The 19,115-nt window shown below is 63.4% G+C and carries 21 protein-coding genes; 6 read left to right on the forward strand and 15 right to left on the reverse strand.

Going from position 1 to position 19,115, the window contains the following annotated elements:
- Positions 1–50: 50 nt before the first annotated feature.
- The 9 genes from KVT37_RS12795 to KVT37_RS12835 all read right to left on the reverse strand — a co-directional run bounded on the left by KVT37_RS12795 (position 51) and on the right by KVT37_RS12835 (position 6,460).
- On the reverse strand, positions 51–1,379 hold the full coding sequence (locus KVT37_RS12795; RefSeq protein ID WP_217573345.1) for an FMN-binding glutamate synthase family protein: 1,329 nt from the start codon (positions 1,377–1,379) through the stop codon (positions 51–53).
- Between the two features lie 6 nt (positions 1,380–1,385).
- A complete protein-coding gene (locus KVT37_RS12800) occupies positions 1,386–2,117 on the reverse strand; it encodes a GXGXG domain-containing protein (protein ID WP_217573347.1) in 732 nt (243 codons plus the stop codon).
- A 4-nt stretch (positions 2,118–2,121) separates the two neighbouring features.
- Positions 2,122–3,018, reverse strand: coding sequence for a glutamine amidotransferase family protein (locus tag KVT37_RS12805; protein WP_217573349.1), 897 nt, complete (start codon positions 3,016–3,018; stop codon positions 2,122–2,124).
- 86 nt (positions 3,019–3,104) lie between these two features.
- On the reverse strand, positions 3,105–3,434 hold the full coding sequence (locus tag KVT37_RS12810) for a hypothetical protein (protein WP_217573351.1): 330 nt from the start codon (positions 3,432–3,434) through the stop codon (positions 3,105–3,107).
- Complete coding sequence (locus KVT37_RS12815; protein WP_217573353.1) at positions 3,431–4,120, reverse strand: hypothetical protein; 690 nt, start codon at positions 4,118–4,120, stop codon at positions 3,431–3,433. The genes KVT37_RS12810 and KVT37_RS12815 overlap by 4 nt, the downstream gene beginning before the upstream one ends.
- A gap of 46 nt (positions 4,121–4,166) precedes the next feature.
- Entirely contained in the window at positions 4,167–5,573 is a 1,407-nt protein-coding gene (locus tag KVT37_RS12820) for an APC family permease (protein ID WP_217573355.1), read from the reverse strand.
- 12 nt (positions 5,574–5,585) lie between these two features.
- Positions 5,586–5,747, reverse strand: a complete 162-nt coding sequence (locus tag KVT37_RS12825) for a hypothetical protein (protein WP_027164521.1) — start codon at positions 5,745–5,747, stop codon at positions 5,586–5,588.
- Between the two features lie 36 nt (positions 5,748–5,783).
- Positions 5,784–6,161 carry a hypothetical protein gene (locus KVT37_RS12830; RefSeq protein ID WP_217573357.1) on the reverse strand — a complete coding sequence of 126 codons (378 nt, stop codon included), beginning with the start codon at positions 6,159–6,161 and terminating at the stop codon, positions 5,784–5,786.
- Between the two features lie 11 nt (positions 6,162–6,172).
- Positions 6,173–6,460 (reverse strand): hypothetical protein, encoded by a 288-nt coding sequence (locus tag KVT37_RS12835; RefSeq protein ID WP_217573358.1) that lies wholly within the window; start codon positions 6,458–6,460, stop codon positions 6,173–6,175.
- Between the two features lie 286 nt (positions 6,461–6,746).
- Between KVT37_RS12835 and KVT37_RS12840 the strand changes: the two genes are divergently transcribed.
- Genes KVT37_RS12840 through KVT37_RS12855 form a run of 4 tightly spaced genes read left to right on the forward strand, consistent with a single transcriptional unit; the run spans position 6,747 to position 10,530 of the window.
- Positions 6,747–7,880 carry an aminomethyltransferase family protein gene (locus KVT37_RS12840; protein ID WP_217573360.1) on the forward strand — a complete coding sequence of 378 codons (1,134 nt, stop codon included), beginning with the start codon at positions 6,747–6,749 and terminating at the stop codon, positions 7,878–7,880.
- Positions 7,881–7,921: 41 nt separating this feature from the next.
- Positions 7,922–8,518, forward strand: coding sequence for a dimethylamine monooxygenase subunit DmmA family protein (locus tag KVT37_RS12845; RefSeq protein WP_217573362.1), 597 nt, complete (start codon positions 7,922–7,924; stop codon positions 8,516–8,518).
- Complete coding sequence (locus KVT37_RS12850) at positions 8,515–9,480, forward strand: PDR/VanB family oxidoreductase (protein WP_217573364.1); 966 nt, start codon at positions 8,515–8,517, stop codon at positions 9,478–9,480. Before KVT37_RS12845 ends, KVT37_RS12850 begins: the two co-directional genes overlap by 4 nt.
- A gap of 9 nt (positions 9,481–9,489) precedes the next feature.
- The gene (locus tag KVT37_RS12855) at positions 9,490–10,530 is read left to right on the forward strand and encodes a DUF3445 domain-containing protein (RefSeq protein ID WP_217573366.1); all 1,041 of its coding nucleotides are present in this window, start codon (positions 9,490–9,492) and stop codon (positions 10,528–10,530) included.
- 146 nt (positions 10,531–10,676) lie between these two features.
- On the opposite strand, the gene KVT37_RS12860 is transcribed toward KVT37_RS12855, so the two are convergent.
- A complete protein-coding gene (locus KVT37_RS12860) occupies positions 10,677–11,393 on the reverse strand; it encodes a helix-turn-helix domain-containing protein (protein ID WP_217573368.1) in 717 nt (238 codons plus the stop codon).
- A gap of 266 nt (positions 11,394–11,659) precedes the next feature.
- On the opposite strand from KVT37_RS12860, the gene KVT37_RS12865 reads away from it, so the two are divergent.
- Positions 11,660–13,018, forward strand: a complete 1,359-nt coding sequence (locus KVT37_RS12865; protein ID WP_217573370.1) for an NAD(P)-binding domain-containing protein — start codon at positions 11,660–11,662, stop codon at positions 13,016–13,018.
- Between the two features lie 65 nt (positions 13,019–13,083).
- Here KVT37_RS12865 and KVT37_RS12870 read toward each other — a convergent pair whose 3' ends face one another.
- From KVT37_RS12870 to KVT37_RS12885, 4 genes are all read right to left on the reverse strand, one after another.
- Entirely contained in the window at positions 13,084–13,848 is a 765-nt protein-coding gene (locus KVT37_RS12870) for an SDR family oxidoreductase (RefSeq protein WP_217573372.1), read from the reverse strand.
- A gap of 57 nt (positions 13,849–13,905) precedes the next feature.
- Positions 13,906–14,487: a hypothetical protein gene (locus KVT37_RS12875; protein ID WP_217573374.1), complete on the reverse strand. Its 582-nt coding sequence runs from the start codon at positions 14,485–14,487 to the stop codon at positions 13,906–13,908.
- A gap of 91 nt (positions 14,488–14,578) precedes the next feature.
- Entirely contained in the window at positions 14,579–15,469 is an 891-nt protein-coding gene (locus KVT37_RS12880; protein WP_217573376.1) for a DUF427 domain-containing protein, read from the reverse strand.
- Between the two features lie 2 nt (positions 15,470–15,471).
- Entirely contained in the window at positions 15,472–17,130 is a 1,659-nt protein-coding gene (locus KVT37_RS12885) for an ABC transporter substrate-binding protein (protein WP_217573378.1), read from the reverse strand.
- Between the two features lie 127 nt (positions 17,131–17,257).
- On the opposite strand from KVT37_RS12885, the gene KVT37_RS12890 reads away from it, so the two are divergent.
- Positions 17,258–18,154 (forward strand): LysR family transcriptional regulator, encoded by an 897-nt coding sequence (locus tag KVT37_RS12890; RefSeq protein ID WP_217573380.1) that lies wholly within the window; start codon positions 17,258–17,260, stop codon positions 18,152–18,154.
- A gap of 12 nt (positions 18,155–18,166) precedes the next feature.
- Here KVT37_RS12890 and KVT37_RS12895 read toward each other — a convergent pair whose 3' ends face one another.
- Entirely contained in the window at positions 18,167–19,024 is an 858-nt protein-coding gene (locus KVT37_RS12895; protein ID WP_217573382.1) for a DUF1194 domain-containing protein, read from the reverse strand.
- Between the last annotated feature and the right edge of the window lie 91 nt (positions 19,025–19,115).

A 19,115-nucleotide genomic window follows, 5' to 3' on the forward strand; every position in this document is an offset into this window, starting at 1 on the left:
TGAGGCCTGTCGTTTTTCCCAAAACCGCTGCGCACTTTTGGGCGACAGGCCTAGAAGCCGTTCTTCCCCGGTATCCAGTTGGTGCCGGCCAAAGGCACGCCGGCCATGGCGGCGGCTTCGATCGAGAGCGCGACGAGATCCTCGGGCTCGAGATTGTGCAGGCTGTTCTTGCCGCAGGCGCGGGCAATGGTTTGGGCTTCGAGCGTCATCACCTTGAGGTAGTTCGCCAGCCGCCGCCCGGCCGCGATCGGATCGACCCGCTTCATCAATTCGGGGTCCTGCGTGGTGATGCCGGCCGGGTCGCGGCCCTCGTGCCAGTCGTCATAGGCGCCGGCGGTGCTGCCCAGCGCGTTGTACTCCGCCTCCCAGCGCGGATCGTTGTCGCCGAGCGCGACCAGCGCCGCCGTGCCGATCGACACCGCGTCGACGCCGAGCGCCAGCGCCTTGGCGACGTCGGCGCCGTTACGGATGCCGCCGGAGACGATGAGCTGCACCTTGCGGTGCATGCCGAGGTCCTGCAGCGCCTGCACCGCCGGCCTGATGCAGGCAAGCGTCGGCTGACCGACATTCTCGATGAACACTTCCTGCGTCGCGGCCGTGCCGCCCTGCATGCCGTCGACCACCACGACGTCGGCGCCGGCCTTCACCGCGAGCGCCGTGTCGTAATAGGGCCGCGCACCGCCGACCTTGACGTAGATCGGCTTTTCCCAGTCGGTGATCTCGCGCAGCTCGAGGATCTTGATCTCGAGATCGTCGGGCCCGGTCCAGTCGGGATGGCGCGAGGCCGAGCGTTGGTCGATGCCCTTGGGCAGCGTGCGCATCTCGGCGACGCGGTCGGAAATCTTCTGGCCGAGCAGCATGCCGCCGCCGCCCGGCTTGGCGCCCTGGCCGACCACCACTTCGATGGCGTCGGCGCGGCGCAGGTCGCGCGGGTTCATGCCGTAGCGCGACGGCAGGTACTGATAGACCAGCTGCTTGGAATGGCCGCGCTCTTCCTCGGTCATGCCGCCGTCGCCGGTGGTGGTCGAGGTGCCGGACAGCGTCGCGCCGCGCCCCAGGGCTTCCTTGGCCGGGCCGGACAGCGACCCGAAGCTCATGCCGGCGATGGTGATCGGGATCTTCAGCTCGATCGGCTTCTTGGCATGGCGCGAGCCGAGCACCACCGAGGTGTCGCAACGCTCGCGATAGCCTTCCAGCGGATAGCGCGAGATCGAGGCGCCGAGGAAAAGCAGGTCGTCGAAATGCGGCAGCTTGCGCTTGGCGCCGGCGCCGCGGATGTCATAGATGCCGGTCGCGGCCGCGCGGCGGATTTCGGAAAGCGTGTAGTCGTCGAAGGTCGCGGATTTGCGCGGCGTCGTCGGCGGGTTGCGGTAGGTCATCTTGCCTCAATACGCGTCGGCGTTATCGATGTTGAAATTGTAGAGCTTGCGGGCCGAGCCATAGCGCTTGAACTCCGACGCCTTGACGCCGGTGACGCCGGCCTTGTCGAGCAGGCCCTGCACCAACTCCAAATGCTCCGGCCGCATCTCCTTGGCGATGCAGTCGGCGCCGAGGCTTTCGACCTTGCCGCGCACGAAGAGCCGCGCCTCGTAGATGGAATCGCCCAGCGCATCGCCGGCGTCGCCCAGCACCACCAGGTTGCCGGACTGCGCCATGAAGGCCGACATGTGGCCGATATTGCCGTGCACGACGATGTCGATGCCCTTCATCGAAATGCCACAGCGCGACGAGGCGTTGCCCTCGATGACCAGCAGACCGCCGCGGCCGGTGGCGCCGGCATATTGGCTGGCGTCGCCCTTGATGACGATCGACCCCGACATCATGTTCTCGCCGACACCCGGACCGGCCGAGCCATGCACGGTGATCGTGGCGCCGTCATTCATGCCGGCGCAGTAGTAGCCGACGCTGCCGCGCACATCGATCGAGACCGGCTGGTCGACGCCGACGGCGACGGAATGGCTGCCCTTCGGGTGGAGCACTTCCCAGGCGGTCTCGTTCGAGCCGGGCGTGAGCTTATGCAGCGCCTGGTTCAACTCGCGCAGCGAATGCTGCGAGAGGTCGAACACCCTCGCATGGCCCTGATCGCGCTCGGCTTTCGACATTGTGTTTGCCGGCATCGGCTCAATGCTCCCAGAAATAAACGGTTGCGGGCTCCGGCTCCCAGACCCGCGCATTGTCGATGCCGGGCAGTTTGGTCAGCGCGCGATATTCCGAGCCGAAGGCGACATACTGGTCGGTCTCGGCCATCACGGCCGGCTTGCAGGCGATCGGGTCGCGCACCACGCCGAAACCGTTCTTGGTGCCGACGACGAAGGTGAAGAAGCCGTCGAGGTCGGAGAGCGTGCCTTCCAGCGCCTCGCCCAGATTCTTGCCATGCGCCATCCGGTTGGAGAGGTAGGCAGCCGCCACTTCGGTGTCGTTCTCGGTCTCGAACTTCATGCCGTCGCGCACCAGCTCGCGCCGCACATTGTTGTGATTGGACAGCGAGCCATTGTGCACCAGGCACTGGTCGGCGCCGGTCGAGAACGGATGCGCGCCCATGGTGGTGACCGCCGATTCGGTCGCCATGCGGGTGTGGCCGATGCCATGGGTGCCGGTCATGGAGCGCACGTCGAAGCGGTCGACGACGGCTTCGGGCAGCCCAACTTCCTTGTAGATTTCCACCGCCTCGCCAGCGCCCATGATGCGGATGTCGGGCCGCAGCGTCTGCAGCGCCTCACGCGCCGTGTCGACCTTGTCAGGCGTGGTCCTGATCACCGCATGCGTGGACTTCACGGCAACGCTTACCGGCGCGCCGATTGCCTTGGCGAGTTCGGCGTCCAGGCCGCGGAAGTCGCGGTCGGGCTTCGGCGACTGCACTGTGATCTTGGCCTCATTGCCCGTCGCGGCGCCATAGATGGCGATGCCGGCGCTGTCCGGGCCTCGGTCGGTGAGGCAGATCAGCATCTCCGACAGCATCGCGCCGAGCTTCGGCTCCAGCGCCTTGTCCTTCAGGAAAAGTCCAACAATTCCGCACATGTCAGCCTCCGACGTTTTCTGGCTCTCAAAATGATGTACCGAATGAGTTTGCCGAATTCAATGGTATGAAAGAAATTTTCCTGTCGTTATATGTTAGACGGCGCATTGCCCTCGGCACTATCACCGCCCGGACGCGCCTTGTGAACCCAGATCGCATGGCGGATGCGCGCGATCCGGTAGGCGTCGAGGATCGACAGCGCATAGATCAGGAAGCCACCGGCATGGCGGCCGATGAAGCCGGCGTCGGCTGGCGCCAGCTTGGTCGTTACCCAGCCAAGGATCACCATGAAGAACAGGAACTGCAGGCCGCGCACCGGCACGCCGAGCATGACATGGCCGCTTGCCGGCAAGACGATCGCCGCGCCGAGCACGAGATACGGATTGGCTGGGGGAGAGGAAGCTGGTCCGTCGGTCATGCTGCCTGCCTTTCGCGCCGGTTGATGGCTTCGCGAAGGCCCGACGCCGCCTCGAGCAGGCGTTCGACCACAGCGGGGTCGATCCCGGCATCGCCGAACGCGGCCTGCCGGAACACACCGTAACGAGCACGCTCGGCCTCGGCCAGAAGCCAGACGATGCGCACGCCCTTCGGCGTGATCAGCAATTCCTTGGCGCGGCCTTCCGCGAAGATACCGGTATGCGCGGCGATCAGGTCCTGCGGAAAGGCGACGCCCTTGCGGTCGGTGCGCAGCACCGCTTCGGCCGGCAGGCCGAGAACCTTGGGCAGGATGTGGGGCAGATGATCGAAGTTGGAAAATGTCGTTGCCGAATTCGGCCGCATCATCATGTCGAAAATTCCAGGCACCGCGACCGGCTCGGTGATCGAAACGCTAAGCCAGCGTGTCGGTAGTTTTCGCGTCGCCAGCGTGTCGACGATGGTGCGGACCTGAACGCGCTGACCGTTCCAGGAACCGGCCCAGGTGACGACGCCGGCCGTGCCGTCGGAAATGTCGGCGGCATCGGGAACGACGCTGCGAACGCTGGCCAGATCGGCGGCCAAAGCTGCCTTCGCTTTGTTGCGGCTGGCGCGGGCTAGCCACGCAACATGGGCGACGACGGCCAATGCGATCGCCCCGGTAAGCAGTACTGACGCCAGTTCTGACATCTCGACACGCCACGGCCCGTCGTCAACAGACGGGCCTTCACTCCACTCAATAACCCTGCGGCTTCGGCCACGGCATGGAGAACTGATCTCCGCGCCGTACGAACTTGTAGCGGTAGAAGTGGAACCATAGCGAAATCAGGAAATAGAACACGGTCATCGCGATCAGCTGTGAGCCGAAGCCGAGGAAGATGGCGAAGAACGTCACCATGCACAGGCAGAACAGCACGATCGCCGGCAGCGGATGGAAGGGGTGCGTATAGCCGCGACGGATCGTGCCCAGCGGCCACTTCTTGCGGAACATCATGATGTTGATGCTCATGAAGGTGTATTGCAGCACGCCCGACAGGATCGAGAATGTGATCGCCTGGTTGAGGTCGGCAATGAAGGCGAAGGCCAGCGCGATCGGCAGCAGGAATAGGATCGAGCGATAAGGCGTGCGGTATTTCGGATGCACCGCCGAGAACCAGCTCGGCAGGTAGCGGTCGCGGCCGAGCGAGAACCAGGCGCGCGCCGCGTCGTTGATGCAGCCATTGGCCGAGGCAAGCGCCGCCAGCAGCGTCGCGATGAAGAGCAGGTTCTCAAGCAGCGGGCTGCCCGTCAATTTGCCGGCATCCCACAGCGGATAGTAGGTGATGCCGAGATACTCCCAGGGCATCAGCGAGGCGCAGACATACCAGGTCATGGCAGCGGCGATCAAAAGCGTGATCATGCCGGCCATGGTGCCGTAGGGCAGGGAGCGCGCCGGTGAGCGCACTTCCTCGGCGGCCTGGGTCGTGCCCTCGATGCCGAGATAATACCAGATGCCGAACTGGAAGGCGGCGATCACGCCGATCCAGCCATAGGGCAGCGCGTTGCCGGGGGTGACGAGTTCGTTGAGCTTCAGCACCGCGCCTTGCGTCCACGGGCTGACCGAGAAGAACAGGATGACGATCGAGACATAGGCGATCGCGGTGATGACGAAGTTGACGTTGAGCGTCATCAGCACGCCGCGATAGTTGAGCCAGGCGAGCACCACGATGGTGGCTGCGATGAAGGAGTTGTGCGTCAGCCCTTCGACGCCGGCCTTGGCGACGATGGTGTCGCCGAGCAGGATCGCGTCGGACACTTCGAGCATGGTGTAGGCAAACACCAGGAACAGCGCGACGTTGAAGGCCATCAGCGGGCCGACGATGTGCTTGGCCTGCGCGTATTGGCCGCCGGCGGCGGCGACGGTGGACGTCACCTCCGAGTCGATCATGGCGACCGAGGTGTAAAGCAGTCCGACGATCCAGCAGACGATCAGCGCGGCGAGCGCGCCGCCCTTGTCGGCCGAGAAATTCCAGCCGGTGAACTCGCCGACCAGCACGATGCCGACGCCGAGCGCCCAGACATGGGCCGGGCCGAGCACCCGCAGCAGCGAGACCCTGTCGCCGTCGATTGTCGTGGTTTGTGCCGTTTCAACCGCAGCCGTCATGTCAATCCCCACTCAGATCCGGTGCTTTTCGGATACGGCTTCAAGCTCGCCTTCGCGCGAGGAGGTCAGCACGTCCTCGGAATAGGTCGTGTCGACCTTGAACCAGTCGTAGAGCATCCACAGCGCGAGTACGACCGAGATGCCCCAGCAAACATAAGACAGTCCCATCCACATGATGTTTTCCCCGGACTCTTTGTCGTCGTCGAAGGTCTATTTGTCGTCGAACTTCTCGTTGATGACCTCGCGATATTCCTTGTCGGAGGCCCGGAACAGGAAGACGAAATAGGCGATCAGCACGATCGCCATGATGATCAGCGTCGGCCAGTCGATGACGTAATGGAAGCGGTTCTGGATGATGTCATGCGCCGTCTCCGGCGTGTAGCCGAGCTTCTCCCAGATCGAGGCCATGGTGGCGTTCTGGCCGAGCGCGTCCCAGGTCTTGGCGTCGAGCGGGTCGATCGACTTCGCCGCTCCGGCGAGGCCGAGCTTCAGCGGCAGCCACAGCGCCACGAAGATAGCGACCACCACGACCGCGATGTCGAAGACCTGTCCGGCCTTGCTCTGCTCCGGCGGTGTATAGCGGGCCATGGTTTCTCCCTTCAGGATTGACGGTTGCGGGCCGCGTCGGCGTTCTTGATGTCGAGCCCGTAGATGAAGTCCTTGTCTTCCTTGTAGTGGTTGAGCATGGCGAGGATGGCGGCGGTGTTGAAGATCAGCACCGCGGCGGCCGCGACCGCCACCACGAGCTTGATCCCGCCGTCAGGGATGTAGGACCATGTCATCAGGAGGACGAAGAGGATCGTTGCCCACAGGCACACGATCAGGAGCACGGAACCACGCACGTCGGAACGATACAGCGCTTCGACGCGCTGCTGCAGGTCGGACATCGGTTTTTCCCCTTCTGGCGACGTCCGGCCCTGAGATCGACCGGGCGTCCACTCTTTCTAGAGAGTGAAATTTTTTTCATAAATTCCGACCGATCTTCGAAATTGTCAAGCCGCATTTACGCGTCGTAAACCGTTTGTTCCCAGTCAAGAAATTTGCCTGACAATGAAATTATTTGCTTCAAGGGGATTGCGGCGCCTCGCCGTTTGCGGTCAATATTCAGCCAAGCTCCGCCACCAAGCAGGAGCAGGGAACAGCAACGACTTAAATTGCACGGAGGACGATCGGATGACGGCATCCTGGAGATTCTCGACCCTGGCGGATCGCCATCGCGCGCTCGGCTCGAAACTCGAGGACTGGAGCGGCATGGGCACCGCCTGGACCTATGACAAGGATGCCGACGAGGAATATGTCGCGATCCGCACCAAGGCCGGGCTGATGGATGTCTCCGGCCTGAAGAAGGTCCACATCACCGGGCCGCATGCCTCGCACCTCATCGATCTGGCCACGACGCGCGACGTGGAAAAGATCTATCCCGGCAAGTCGGCCTATGCCTGCATGCTGAACGAGGCCGGCAAATTCACCGACGACTGCATCCTCTATCGCATCAGCCCGAACTCCTGGATGGTCGTGCACGGCTCCGGCACCGGCCATGAGGAGTTGCAGCGCGCTGCCATGGGGCGTGACGTGTCGCTGCGCTTCGACGACAATCTGCATGACCTGTCGCTGCAGGGCCCGACCGCGGTCGACTATCTCGCCAGGCATGTGCCTGGCATCCGCGACCTCAACTACTTCCACCACATGCACACGCAGCTCTTCGGTTTCCCGGTGATGATCTCGCGCACCGGCTACACCGGCGAGCGCGGCTACGAGATCTTCTGCCGCGGCCAGGACGCCGGCGCGATCTGGGATCGGATTCTGGAAGAGGGCAAAAGCGCCGGCATCATTCCGTGCCGCTTCACCACGCTCGACATGCTGCGCGTCGAGAGCTACCTGCTCTTCTATCCGTACGATAATTCGCAAAAATATCCGTTCGAGAACGAAGGCCCCGGCGACACGCTGTGGGAGCTCGGCCTCGACTTCACCGTCAGTCCTGGCAAGACCGGATTCCGCGGCGCCGAGGAACATTACCGGCTGATGGGCAAGGAGCGCTTCAAGATCTATGGCGTGCTGCTCGACGGCAAGGAGCCGGCCGATGAGGGCGCGCCCGTCTATCGCGACGGCAAGAAGGTGGGTGTGGTCACCTGCGCCATGTATTCGCCGCTGGTCGAGAAATCGATGGGCATCGCCCGCCTCGATGTCGACTGCGCCGTCAAGGATACCAAGCTCGAGATCCGCAACAGAAGCGGTTCCATCAAGGCGACGGCGCAGCCACTGCCGTTCGATGACCCGAAGAAGGCCAAGCGCACCGCCAAGGGTTGAGGCATTATCCGCAGCGAGGGGGTTCGAGGCACTAAGAGAGAATGGCAGCCAAGACGATCATCAGCCGGCCTATTTACGGAACTCTGTCTCCGCAGCCCGGCAAGCACCACCTCTTCATCGCCGATGCCGAAGGCGCGGTGGCGATAACGGACATGGCCGGTAAGGCTCCGTCCGGCTTTTTCGGCAGCGCGGAAATCGTCTTCATTCCGGGACCCGAGGGCAAGCACATCGCGGCCCTTGAGGCGCTGAAGCCGGCGCAGCTCCACGTCGCGCCGTCTTTCGCGAGCCTCCTGCCCCGGCTGAGGCAAACGCTGACCAACGCCCATATGGGGTTGCGCCTCTATCTTGCCGGCACCGAAGGCCTGATCGGCCAGGCGATGCAGGCGGCGCTCGAGGCCGGCATCGACCACACCTCGATGCAGACCGAGCAGCGCGGCTCGTTGGCGCGGCGCATGCAATGCGTGCACTGCAAGGGCATCACCGAGAATGTGACGACCCAGCCGGCCACCTGCGCGCATTGCGGCCTGCTGCTTCTGGTGCGCGATCATTATTCGCGCCGGCTGGCCGCCTTCCAGGGCGTCTGCATCAATGCCGAGGATCGCTCGGAGATTCCTCCGATGGAGGAGGCCTTCCCATGAGCACCGGCACCACTAAGCTCGATGTCGTCGTCAGCGACGTCGTCCCCGTCAACGATCTCGTCACTCGCTTCCACTTCCGCCGCCGCGATGGCGAGCTTCTGCCGACCTTTTCCGGCGGCGCCCATGTCGTGGTCGAGATGCGCGACGGCGACCGCACCAGGCTCAATCCCTATTCGCTGATGGGCTCGCCGCTCGACACGCGGGAATACACGATTTCGATCAGGCGCGACGATGTCGGCCGCGGCGGCTCGCTGTTCATGCACCGACAGGTCAAGCCCGGCCTCGAAATGGTGATCAGCTATCCGGTCAACCTGTTCTCGCTCGATCTGCGAGCCAAAAAACACCTGATGCTGGCCGGCGGCATCGGCATCACGCCCTTCATGGCGCAGACGTCGCAACTGGCGGGCGCCGGCGGCAATTTCGAACTGCACTACACCTGCCGCACGGCGTCGCTCGGCACCTATGCCGATGTGCTCCGGGAGCGCTACGGCAGCCGCGTCCGGCTCTATCACGATGACCGCGAGGAGCGCATCGATCTCGACCGGTTGCTGTCCTCGCAGCCGCTCGGGACGCATCTCTATGTCTGCGGCCCGGCCGGCATGATCAATTGGGTGCGCGACCGCGCCGCTTCACTCGGCTGGCCCTCGGAAACCGTGCATTTCGAGCATTTCGCGGCGCCCCAGCCCGGCGCGCCCTTCGATGTGACCTTGGCCGTCAGCGGCAAGACGATCCGCGTCGGCGAGCAACAGAGCCTGCTCGAGGCGATCGAAGCGGCCGGCGTCGACCCGCCCTATCTGTGCCGCGGCGGGGTCTGCGGCCAGTGCGAGACCAATGTGATCTCCTCCGACGGCAAGTTCATCCACAACGATCACTGGCTGAGCGAGGAAGACCACCGTTCCGGCTGCAAGATCATGCCTTGCGTCTCGCGCTTCGAGGGCAAGTCGCTGGTCCTGGAAAGATAGGAGGCGTCAATGGGCATCACCTTTCGCAAGGAAACTTTCCGCGACGACTTCACCTTCAAGAACAGTCCGGAGCACATCAGGCGTTTTCCCTTCCCGTTCAACGAAGACGCCTACATGTATGCGGTCAACATCGAGCCGCATGTCGTCGGTCCGAAGGGCTCGGTGCTGGAAAACCTGATCGACGTCGACGAGCACTATTTCGCCGAGATGCAGGACCGCGCTTTGGTGCTGGCCGAGGACCCGCTGCGCTGCCAGTCGCTGCCGCATATGACGCTCGCCGGCTGGGACCTGCTCGAGCTTCTGATGGAACAGCAGGCGCTGGGTTACCCAGAGCATTTCACGCTGGAGCGTGACGGCGACCGCTGGCGCTGGATCAACCGTCCCCTCGGCATCGACGACACCTTCACATTCGGCGACACCTCGACGCTGCCCTATGGGCCGATGGAGTACATCACCCGCCAGAGCCAGGGCGATTTCTGCATCCTCGACCAGCGCGACGGCAATCTGTGGATGGATGCCGGTATGGTCACCACCCAGGCCGACTGGTCGCTCGATTTCGACATCGGCATGAATTTCTTCGAGTGGCACGCGCCGGTGCCGCTGGCGCATGAGAAGGGGATATTCACACGCGCGCTGAAATTCCTGACCAACATCCAGCAAGGCAAGCCGGCAAGGCGCCTCAACTGGACGATGACCATCAATCCGCGCCTCGACACCAGCCCCGAGAATTATCACAAATGGGGTCCGGACCGCGCCACCGTCACGCCGGAAAATGTCGGCGACAAGGTGCATCTGCGCGTCGAACTGCAGAGCTTCTGGCGGCTGCCGCGCTCCAACGGCATCGTCTTCCCGATCCGCTGCTATCTGATCAAGATGGACGAGCTGGTCACCCAGCCGAAATGGGCGCGCCGCCTGCACCGCGTCATCCGCGACCTGCCGGAAGAGCTCGCCACCTACAAGGGCCTGACGCGGTATCGTCCGACGCTGGTGGAGTGGCTGTCGAAGCTCGATGACGGCAGCCCGACCAGCCCGGGATTTGGGCCGGACTGATCACTGACGTTCCTCGCCCCCGCGAAGCGGGGGAGAGGTGTCCGCGAAGCGGACGGAGAGGGGGCCTTCGTAGAGCGCTCCCCTCTCCGTCTCGGCTTCGCCGAGCCACCTCTCCCCACTATCGTGGGGCGAGGAAACTACGTGCCTCACCCGGCGCTGTTCTGCGGATAGCAGATGATCGACAGATACCGCATCGGCAGCTGCGTCAGCTCTTCCGGTCCATGCGGTGCGTCGGCGTCGAAGAACAGGCTGTCGCCCGGCTTCATCGGATAGAGGTTGTTGCCGTGCCGGTAAACGACCTCGCCTTCGAGCATGTAGAGGAACTCCATGCCCGCATGCTGGAAGGTCGGGAACACGTCCGAATTCTCGGTCAGCGTGATGAGATAGGGCTCGACGACGACGCCGCTGGTGTTGGCGCCGATATGTCCCAGCAGATTGTACTGATGGCCGGCGCGCGTGCCGCGCCGCTCGACATCGACGCCTTCGCCCGCCTTGACGAAGACGGCGCTGTGCTCTTCCTCGAAGCGGCGGAAGAAGGCGGTGACCGGAACGCCCAGCGCCCGTGACAGCGCCTGCAGCGTCGTCAGCGACGGCGAGGTGATGCCGTTTTCGATCTTCGACAGCATGCCGAGCGAGATGTCGGTGGCGGCGGCGAGATCGGCGACGGTGATGCCGAGCTTCTTGCGGAACGCCCGCACCTCATGGCCGATCGCCACTTCCAGCACCTTCTCGCGCGTGTCGCGGATGGCGTGCGGATCCTGCGTCAGCGGCGTGCGGATCGTTCGCCCGTTCGGGCCAATGCCCTTAGGCGATGGCTTGGTCTTGGCCGCCACAGGCCGCTGGCCGGGCTTGGGTTTCGTCATGTCGCCTCCCGTTAGAATCTGCCGATTTATTTCACTCTAAGTGAACATATTCGTTGTCGATATAGGAGCACAACGGGGGCGCCAAGCCCTTGTGGTGGATTGGGTCCGCTTTCTCCAGCGCTCGTCCCTTCGACCGCTTTTCGTAGAAAGTTACCTCGGCGCAACGCTGTTTCGGCTCAACGCCAGTTGACAGCAGCGAAGGGCCAATTACTGTCACTGACAGTGAAATTTGTTTCGCTGGGGAAATCAAAAAAAGGAGGTCCGCCTTGAAAACTCGTGTTGCCGTCATCGGAGCCGGACCGTCGGGTCTGGCGCAGCTAAGGGCCTTCAAGTCGGCCGCTGACAAGGGCGCCGAGATCCCGGAGATCGTCTGCTTCGAAAAGCAGAGCGACTGGGGCGGCCTGTGGAACTACACCTGGCGCACCGGCCTGGACGAGCACGGCGACCCGGTGCATGGCTCGATGTATCGGTATCTATGGTCGAACGGCCCGAAGGAATGCCTCGAATTCGCCGACTACACATTCGAGGAGCATTTCGGCCGGCCGATCGCCTCCTACCCGCCGCGCGCCGTGCTGTGGGATTACATCAAGGGCCGCGTCGAGAAATCCGGCCTGCGCGACTGGGTGCGCTTCAACAGCCCGGTACGCATGGTGACCTATTCCGACGAGACCAAGAAATTCACCGTCACCGCGCATGACCGCACCAAGGACGTGACCTATTCGGAAGAGTTCGACAATGTCGTCGTCGCGTCCGGGCATTTCTCGGTGCCCAACGTGCCCTTCTTCGAGGGGTTTCCGACCTTCAACGGCCGGATCCTGCACAGCCATGACTTCCGCGACGCGATGGAGTTCAAGGGCAAGGACATTTTGATCATCGGCCGCTCCTACTCGGCCGAGGACATCGGCTCGCAATGCTACAAATACGGCGCGAAATCGATCACCTCCAGCTACCGTTCCAAGCCGATGGGCTTCAAATGGCCCGAGAACTGGAAGGAAGTGCCGCTGCTGCAGAAGGTCGTCGGCAAGACGGCGCATTTCAAGGACGGCACCACCAAGGATGTCGACGCCATCATCCTGTGCACCGGCTATCTGCACTCCTTCCCGTTCCTCACCGACGACCTCAAGCTGAAGACAGCCAACCGCATGTGGCCGCTCGATCTTTATGAAGGTGTCGTCTGGGAGAAGAATCCGAAACTCTTCTACATCGGCATGCAGGACCAGTTCTACACCTTCAACATGTTCGACGCGCAGGCCTGGTACGCCCGCGACGTCATCATGGGCCGCATCAAGCTGCCGTCGGCCGAGGCGATGGCCGAGCACGGCGCCAAGTGGCGGGCGCGCGAAGAGACGCTGGAAGACGCCGAGCAGATGATCTGGTTCCAGGGCGACTACACCAAGGAACTGATGGACCAGACCGATTATCCGGGCTTCGACGTCGAGGCGGTCAACCACACCTTCATGGAGTGGGAGCACCACAAGATGGAAAACATCATGACCTTCCGCGACAACGCCTACCGCTCGCTGATGACCGGCACCATGGCGCCGGTCCATCACACGCCCTGGCTGCAGGCGCTGGACGATTCGATGGAGAGCTATCTCGAAGTGAAGGGTGTCGCGGCCGAGTAGGACGGCGCGCCGCCCACATTCGCTCAATCGGCAAGGTGGGGTGTCTCGCGGGACACCCCACTTATCTACCAGCAGACGTAGCCGCCATCGACGATCAGGTCGAGGCCGGTCACGAAGCTGGACGCGCGGCTGGCCAGGAACACGGTCGGCCCGACCATTTCCTCCGGCGCCGCCATACGCCCCATCGGCGTGTCGCGCTTGAAGATCTTTATCTCCTCCGCCACTTCGGGCCGCTTGTTCATCGGCGTCAGCGTGTAGCCCGGGCTGACGACGTTGACGCGCAGGCCGCGATCGGCCCACTCCATGGCGAGACTCTTCGACATGTGGATGACGGCGGCTTTGGAGGAGTTGTAATGCGCCTGCGTCAGCCCCCGGTTGACGATCGTGCCCGACATCGAGGCGATGTTGATGATGGAGCCTCTTTGCCGCGTCAGCATCTTGCGCGCTTCCGCCTGGCAGGACAGGAACACCCCGGCGACATTGACGTCGTGAACCTTGCGCCAGGTCTCCAGCGACAACGTCTCGGCAGGGTCGGAGCCGGCGATGCCGGCATTGTTGACGGCGACGGTCAGCGCGCCGAGTTCAGCCTCGACGCGGTCGATCGCCGTCGCGAGGTCGCGCTCGGAGGTCACCGTGCCGGTCAGCGCCAACGCCTTGCGGCCAAGGGCCGTGATCCTGTGAGCGGTCTCTTCCAGTCCGCCGTTGGACGCATGGCCGAAACAGGCGACGTCGGCGCCTGCTTCGGCCAGCCCGATCGCGATGGCCTGGCCGATGCCGCTGCCGGCCCCGGTGACCAGCGCGACGTCACCATTCAGCTTGAAAAGATCCATTGTCAGCCCTCCCTGTGCGGCGAGGGTATTCGCTATGTCGTCCTTCGATCAACCTCCTCAGAAATCGCAGGCCTTGGGACGCATTTCAGAGGACCAATCCTTCAGCGGCACGGGCCTGAATTTGCCCCTGATCGGCTTGCCGTCTTCCAGGTCCCTGGAGGCGGTTCCCTTGCCGATGAGATAGTTGATGTCGCAATCGCCGAGGGTCGTCTCGACGCCGCTCGACGTCTGCTGGTTCCAGTCCCAGTTGCGGCTATAGCCGCCGACCAGGAATTTTCCCCGGCGATAGACGATCGTCAGCGTCTCTTCGGTCGATTTGTTGGCGCCGCAGCCGGAGCAGGACGTCACTGACAGCGATCCCTTGCCCTTGCTTTCGAGGTCGATGACCTGGTCCTCGGTCAGCCCCTTCTTGACGAAATCAGCCTGGCGTGAAGCATCGGCCTTGTCCTCGCCCAGATAGATATACAGATCTGCTGCCTCGCCGGGCTCCTGCATAATCACGGCCCGGTCGGTTTTTCCGTCCTGATCGATGTCGAGTTTCAATTCGAAGGTGGGAGCATTTTCGGCAAGCGCCGGCGTCGCCGTCGCTACCAGGACGACAAGCCATGGCCAGGCCAGGTGATGGAATGGTTTCCTCATAGCCAGTCGTCCGCCGCGCGATGCGAAAATAGCATCGGCGCGCGCGGATGCAAAATGTGAAACTCGGGCTTCGCTCGGCCTAGCAGCTGGCTCAAAAATACCCGTCCGACGCCGCCGTCGCTTCCTTTGGGATTTCCACGCCGTCTACCAGGATCTTGTCGACCAGCTCGTGATGGAAGCACACCAAACCCTTGATGCGCTCGGCTTCGTGCACCGGCTCGGGATAATACCAGACGAGGTTCTCGTGCCGCTTCTTCGGCGTCGTCACATGGTAGTAATTGGACATGCCCTTATAGGGGCAGCGCGAGATGTAGCGGCTGGGCGAGAACATATCGAGCCTTGTGTCCGCGATCGGCAGGTAGTGGCGCACCGGGTGTCCGGTCTCGAACAGGAACACGCCGCGCCGTGAATCGGCGACCTGCTCGCCGTCGAGGATCACCTGCACGCGCCGCGACGAAGGCAGGCAGTCGACGCGGCGGAACGGATCGCGGGCATGGACGAAGATCTCCTCGTCCTCTTCAAACCAGTGGGTCATCTTCGGCCAATAGAAGGAGATGTAGTGGGCGATCGGCGGGCAACCCTTGACGGGATCGAGATAGCGCCAGGCGCCGTCCTCGACCAGCGTGATGCCGGTGTTGAGCGAGTAATGCGTTGCGACGCCCTTGAACGGGTCTTCCGTCGTCGTCCGGCTCGGCAGCAGGAACTCCTCCCGCACGTCGCTCATCGGGAAGTAATAGACCGGCAGGTGATCGCTCTCCTGGAACACCAGCGCCCTGGTGGTGTCGGCGACGATCATCGGCCCGACCTGCACCCTGATCCGCTTGGGCGAGGGCATGGTGAAGGCGACATAGCCCGGCTCGAATTCGTACTGCACGATGCTGTCGAGCACCGGGAAATGCGGCCCGCGGCCGCGCAGATGGGGCTTGCGAATGGTACTTGTCCTCTTCTCGTCGTTTGCCGCCGGATTCTTGCGTGCGGTCATGGTCATGACGCCACCGATACACGATCGAGCAGCAGGCCGGCGGCGATCGGCGGCAGGCCGGAGACATTCTTGCGCACCGGCACCAGCAGGTCCGGGAAATAGCTGAAGATCACCGGCGTCTCATCGAGCAGCAGCTTCTGGATATCGGAAGCTGCCTTGCGCCGGGAGTCGAGGTCGAGCGCCTTGAGATAGCCGGTGACCAGCCCGTCATAGGTCGCGTTCTTGAAATGCGCCGCGTTCCATGGACCGTCGCTGACCAGCGGGCTCTTCAGGAACACGTTCGGCACGCTGCGATGCGCGTAGTCGGTGATGCCGAGCGGGCTGTCCAGCCAGTCCGACTGGCCGAACACCGCCTTGCCGTAATATTTGTCCTGGTCCTCGATGTTGAGCGAGATGCGGGCGCCAATCTCCTTGGCGAAGTTCTGGAACAGCTGCGCATAGCCGGGAATGTCGGAATAGCGCAGCGTGGTCAGCGTCATGTCGAAACCGCTTCCAAGTCCCGCCGCTTCCATCAACTGCTTGGCCTTGGCGATGTCCCGCGAGCGCTGCGGCACCGACTTGTCGGTGACCGGGAAGGCTGGCGCGAACGGACTGTCATTGCCGGTCGCCGCCATGCCGCGGCAAAGCCCGTCGACCAGTTGCGAACGGTCGATGCACAAGGCCAGCGCCTGGCGCACGCGCTTGTCGGTGAAGGGCGCCATGTCGCAGCGCATATGGAGCTGGCGATGCGCGGTCGAGGCGACGCGCAGCACGGTGATATCGGGGTTGCCCAGCACCACCTGGCTGACGTCGAGCGGGATGGCGTCGAGCACGTCGACCTCGCCCGCCTGCAGCGCCAGGATGCGCGGCTGCACGTCGCCATAGAATTTGAACTCGAGCCGGTCGGGCAGGGCCTTGTCGCCCCAGTAGTCGGGGTTGCGCACGAAGCTGGCGCCTACCTTCGGCGTATAGCTTTCGAGCCGGAACGGACCGGTGCCCTCGAAGGTCTTCTCGTAGTCGCCCTTGTAGCTCGCCGGCAGGATGACGGCGTTGTAATTGTCGATCGACACCGAATAGGGGAAGCTGCCGTTTGGCGCGTCGAGGTGGAATTCGACGGTGTGGTCGTCGACCTTGCGGGTGCCGCCCTTCGACAGCAGGCCCTTGAACACGGAGAGCGCGTTGGAGGTGCCGCTCGGGTCGGCGAGGCGGTCGAAGGTCGCTACGACGTCGTCGGCCTTGAAATCCTCGCCATTGTGGAATTTCACGCCCTTGCGCAGCTTGAAGGTCCACACGCTGCCATCGGCGTTCGGCGACCAGCTCTCGGCCAGCACCGGCTTCAGCGTCAGGTCCGGCTGCGTCACGCACAGGAACTCGGCCACCTGGAAGACCAGCTGGTAGCTGCCGCTGTCATAGAAGGTGACCGGGTCGATGGCGCCGCCGGGCACCGCGACGCCGGCGCGCACGGTGCCGCCGGGCTTGCCTTCGGCGCGTGCCTGCGGAGCGCCGAGGCCGACCGCCGAAGCGATGCCGCCGAGGAACGGCAGCGACAGGCCGAGCACGCTGCCATGGCGCAGGAATTCGCGCCTGCCGATCTTGCCGGCGAGCAATTCATCGATAGCGGAATTTTCGATTGCGCTGAGCGTTTTGCGAGCGGCGTCGATCGTCCTGAAATGCTTCGGCATGGCTGCATTCCTCGCGTCTTGTGGAGATGCCGGCATTTAGGTCACTGTTGACCGCAGCCGGAAAGCGATATTTTTTGATTGCAGCCATCGAAATTTTCGATGGCGGCGCATTGAGAGGCGGGAAGCCATGGACACCGAGAATCTGCGCAGCTTCCTGGAGGTTGCGACGCATGGCAGCTTCACCGTCGCGGCCAATCGGCTGAACCTTGCCCAGTCGACGGTCAGCGCCCGCATTCGCGGCCTCGAGGAGCAGCTGGGCCGCAAGCTGTTCGTCCGCGACAGCGACGGCGTTTCGCTCACCCCGGCCGGCCGGCAGTTCCTGCCGCATGCCTCGACGATCACCCGCACCTGGGAGCAGTCGCGCCAGGACATCGCAGTTCCCGATGGCTATGAGACGCTGCTCAGGCTGACAGCGCCCGCCTATCTCTGGGACAGCATCACCTCGCCCTGGATCGACTGGATGCGAGCGAAGCGGCCGAATGTGGCGCTGCGGCTGGAAGGCAGTTTCCCGGATCTGGCGATCGACCAGATCGCCGAGGGCCTGCTCGACATCTGCATCCTCTATCTGCCCAAGCCGCATCCGGGCATCGTCTATGAGACTTTAGCCGTCGACCAGGTGGTTCTCGTCCAGCACGTTGAGCAGCCGGGATCGTGGACCGACAACTACATCCTGATGGATTGGGGGCTGGAGTTCCGTATCGAGCACGACCGTGCCTTTGCCGGTGTCGTGAAGCCCGCCATCTCGGCCGGGCTGGTGTTCATTGGCCTGCAGCATGTGCTGTCGCGGAAGGCGGCCGCCTATCTGCCGCTGAGCGCGGTCGGCACGCATGTCGAGCGCGGCGAACTGCGGCGCGTCGAGGGCGCGCCGGTGTTCCAGCGCCCGATCTATCTCGCCTATCCCGCCAACCCGGCGTCGTCCGACGCTCTCGACATCGCCTTGACGGGGCTGCGCACGCTCGCCGGGAACCTGTCGGGCGACCAGGCCTTCGCCGAAAGTGACCGCGCTTTCAGCATGGGAGGGTAGGCCAGGGATCGCTTACGGGTGCGGAGCCTCTCCGCTGGTCGAACAATCGAACGCCGAACGGCGTGATGGCACATAGGATGCGAGCCTTGGTCGTGAGGAGATATCCGCGATCTCTCGGACCAGTTTTCTGCGGATTGCGACTGCAAAAAGAGCGAGATCATCAACCCCGATCACGAATGCATCAGGCCCGCCGATAACGCAGTGCTCATAGTAGGCGTTCAGATAGCCCCCGCCATAGGATTCAAAGCCGTTGGAAGTACCGTGCGGCAGCGACACCGGCAGGCCGTTGATTGTGATGCCGGAGGCTATCAGCTCGTCTCTCACCGGGGCGACTGGCGGCCCGGCATTGTTGGGGCCATCACCGGATACGTCGACCACCCGGCGCTCGCCCAGAGCCCAATTGTGGGCAAACAAATCCTCTGCTGCCTGGAGGCCGCGCGAAATCGATGTTCCTGCTTCCCTGACGATCGGCCGGACTGCAAGGGCGTCGGCGAACCGTTTCGCATCATCATAGCTGCCGATGATCGTCCACGGCACAACGACGCGCTGATACTTCGGCCCAGCCCATTCGACGTATGCGACGGCAATCCTGCCGCGTGCTCCCGTTGCTATGGCCCGCGCGACATCGGAGTGCTGGAATGCGCTGACATAGCCGTCGCGTTGAACCCGTTGCTCGGCCTGGCTCATCGATGGTGAGACGTCGACAGCAAGGATCAGTTCGAGATCGACGGCGCGCCTTTCGGGCGCAGCACCCACAGACGTCGGCCCGAAGACGCCGACAAGCAAAGCCAGGATCTTGAGGCGTGATCCTGGCGGCGGCCGTGTCCCCTCCGGATCATGACGAACGTTCGAAGGATGCTGCGTCCGCATCTGGCACCGCCCCCGGGCGCATCTTGCTGCCATTGGCTGGATGTCTGTGGGGGCGATGCTGGGGCGATACGCGGTGTCCCGCTTCACCCGA

It is taken from the genome of Mesorhizobium sp. GbtcB19, assembly GCF_019091085.1.
GTDB lineage: Bacteria > Pseudomonadota > Alphaproteobacteria > Rhizobiales > Rhizobiaceae > Mesorhizobium.

Excerpts from the sequence above, each read along its gene's own strand:
- KVT37_RS12810 (WP_217573351.1), bottom strand. The coding sequence starts at position 3,434 with ATGACCGACGGACCAGCTTCCTCTCCCCCAGCCAATCCGTATCTCGTG.
- KVT37_RS12870 (WP_217573372.1), bottom strand. The coding sequence starts at position 13,848 with ATGGATCTTTTCAAGCTGAATGGTGACGTCGCGCTGGTCACCGGGGCC.
- KVT37_RS12800 (WP_217573347.1), bottom strand. The coding sequence starts at position 2,117 with ATGCCGGCAAACACAATGTCGAAAGCCGAGCGCGATCAGGGCCATGCG.
- KVT37_RS12895 (WP_217573382.1), bottom strand. The coding sequence starts at position 19,024 with ATGCGGACGCAGCATCCTTCGAACGTTCGTCATGATCCGGAGGGGACA.
- KVT37_RS12840 (WP_217573360.1), top strand. The coding sequence starts at position 6,747 with ATGACGGCATCCTGGAGATTCTCGACCCTGGCGGATCGCCATCGCGCG.
- KVT37_RS12815 (WP_217573353.1), bottom strand. The coding sequence starts at position 4,120 with ATGTCAGAACTGGCGTCAGTACTGCTTACCGGGGCGATCGCATTGGCC.
- KVT37_RS12875 (WP_217573374.1), bottom strand. The coding sequence starts at position 14,487 with ATGAGGAAACCATTCCATCACCTGGCCTGGCCATGGCTTGTCGTCCTG.
- KVT37_RS12850 (WP_217573364.1), top strand. The coding sequence starts at position 8,515 with ATGAGCACCGGCACCACTAAGCTCGATGTCGTCGTCAGCGACGTCGTC.
- KVT37_RS12825 (WP_027164521.1), bottom strand. The coding sequence starts at position 5,747 with ATGTGGATGGGACTGTCTTATGTTTGCTGGGGCATCTCGGTCGTACTC.
- KVT37_RS12885 (WP_217573378.1), bottom strand. The coding sequence starts at position 17,130 with ATGCCGAAGCATTTCAGGACGATCGACGCCGCTCGCAAAACGCTCAGC.
- KVT37_RS12860 (WP_217573368.1), bottom strand. The coding sequence starts at position 11,393 with ATGACGAAACCCAAGCCCGGCCAGCGGCCTGTGGCGGCCAAGACCAAG.
- KVT37_RS12820 (WP_217573355.1), bottom strand. The coding sequence starts at position 5,573 with ATGACGGCTGCGGTTGAAACGGCACAAACCACGACAATCGACGGCGAC.
- KVT37_RS12805 (WP_217573349.1), bottom strand. The coding sequence starts at position 3,018 with ATGTGCGGAATTGTTGGACTTTTCCTGAAGGACAAGGCGCTGGAGCCG.
- KVT37_RS12855 (WP_217573366.1), top strand. The coding sequence starts at position 9,490 with ATGGGCATCACCTTTCGCAAGGAAACTTTCCGCGACGACTTCACCTTC.
- KVT37_RS12795 (WP_217573345.1), bottom strand. The coding sequence starts at position 1,379 with ATGACCTACCGCAACCCGCCGACGACGCCGCGCAAATCCGCGACCTTC.
- KVT37_RS12835 (WP_217573358.1), bottom strand. The coding sequence starts at position 6,460 with ATGTCCGACCTGCAGCAGCGCGTCGAAGCGCTGTATCGTTCCGACGTG.
- KVT37_RS12890 (WP_217573380.1), top strand. The coding sequence starts at position 17,258 with ATGGACACCGAGAATCTGCGCAGCTTCCTGGAGGTTGCGACGCATGGC.
- KVT37_RS12845 (WP_217573362.1), top strand. The coding sequence starts at position 7,922 with ATGGCAGCCAAGACGATCATCAGCCGGCCTATTTACGGAACTCTGTCT.
- KVT37_RS12830 (WP_217573357.1), bottom strand. The coding sequence starts at position 6,161 with ATGGCCCGCTATACACCGCCGGAGCAGAGCAAGGCCGGACAGGTCTTC.
- KVT37_RS12880 (WP_217573376.1), bottom strand. The coding sequence starts at position 15,469 with ATGACCGCACGCAAGAATCCGGCGGCAAACGACGAGAAGAGGACAAGT.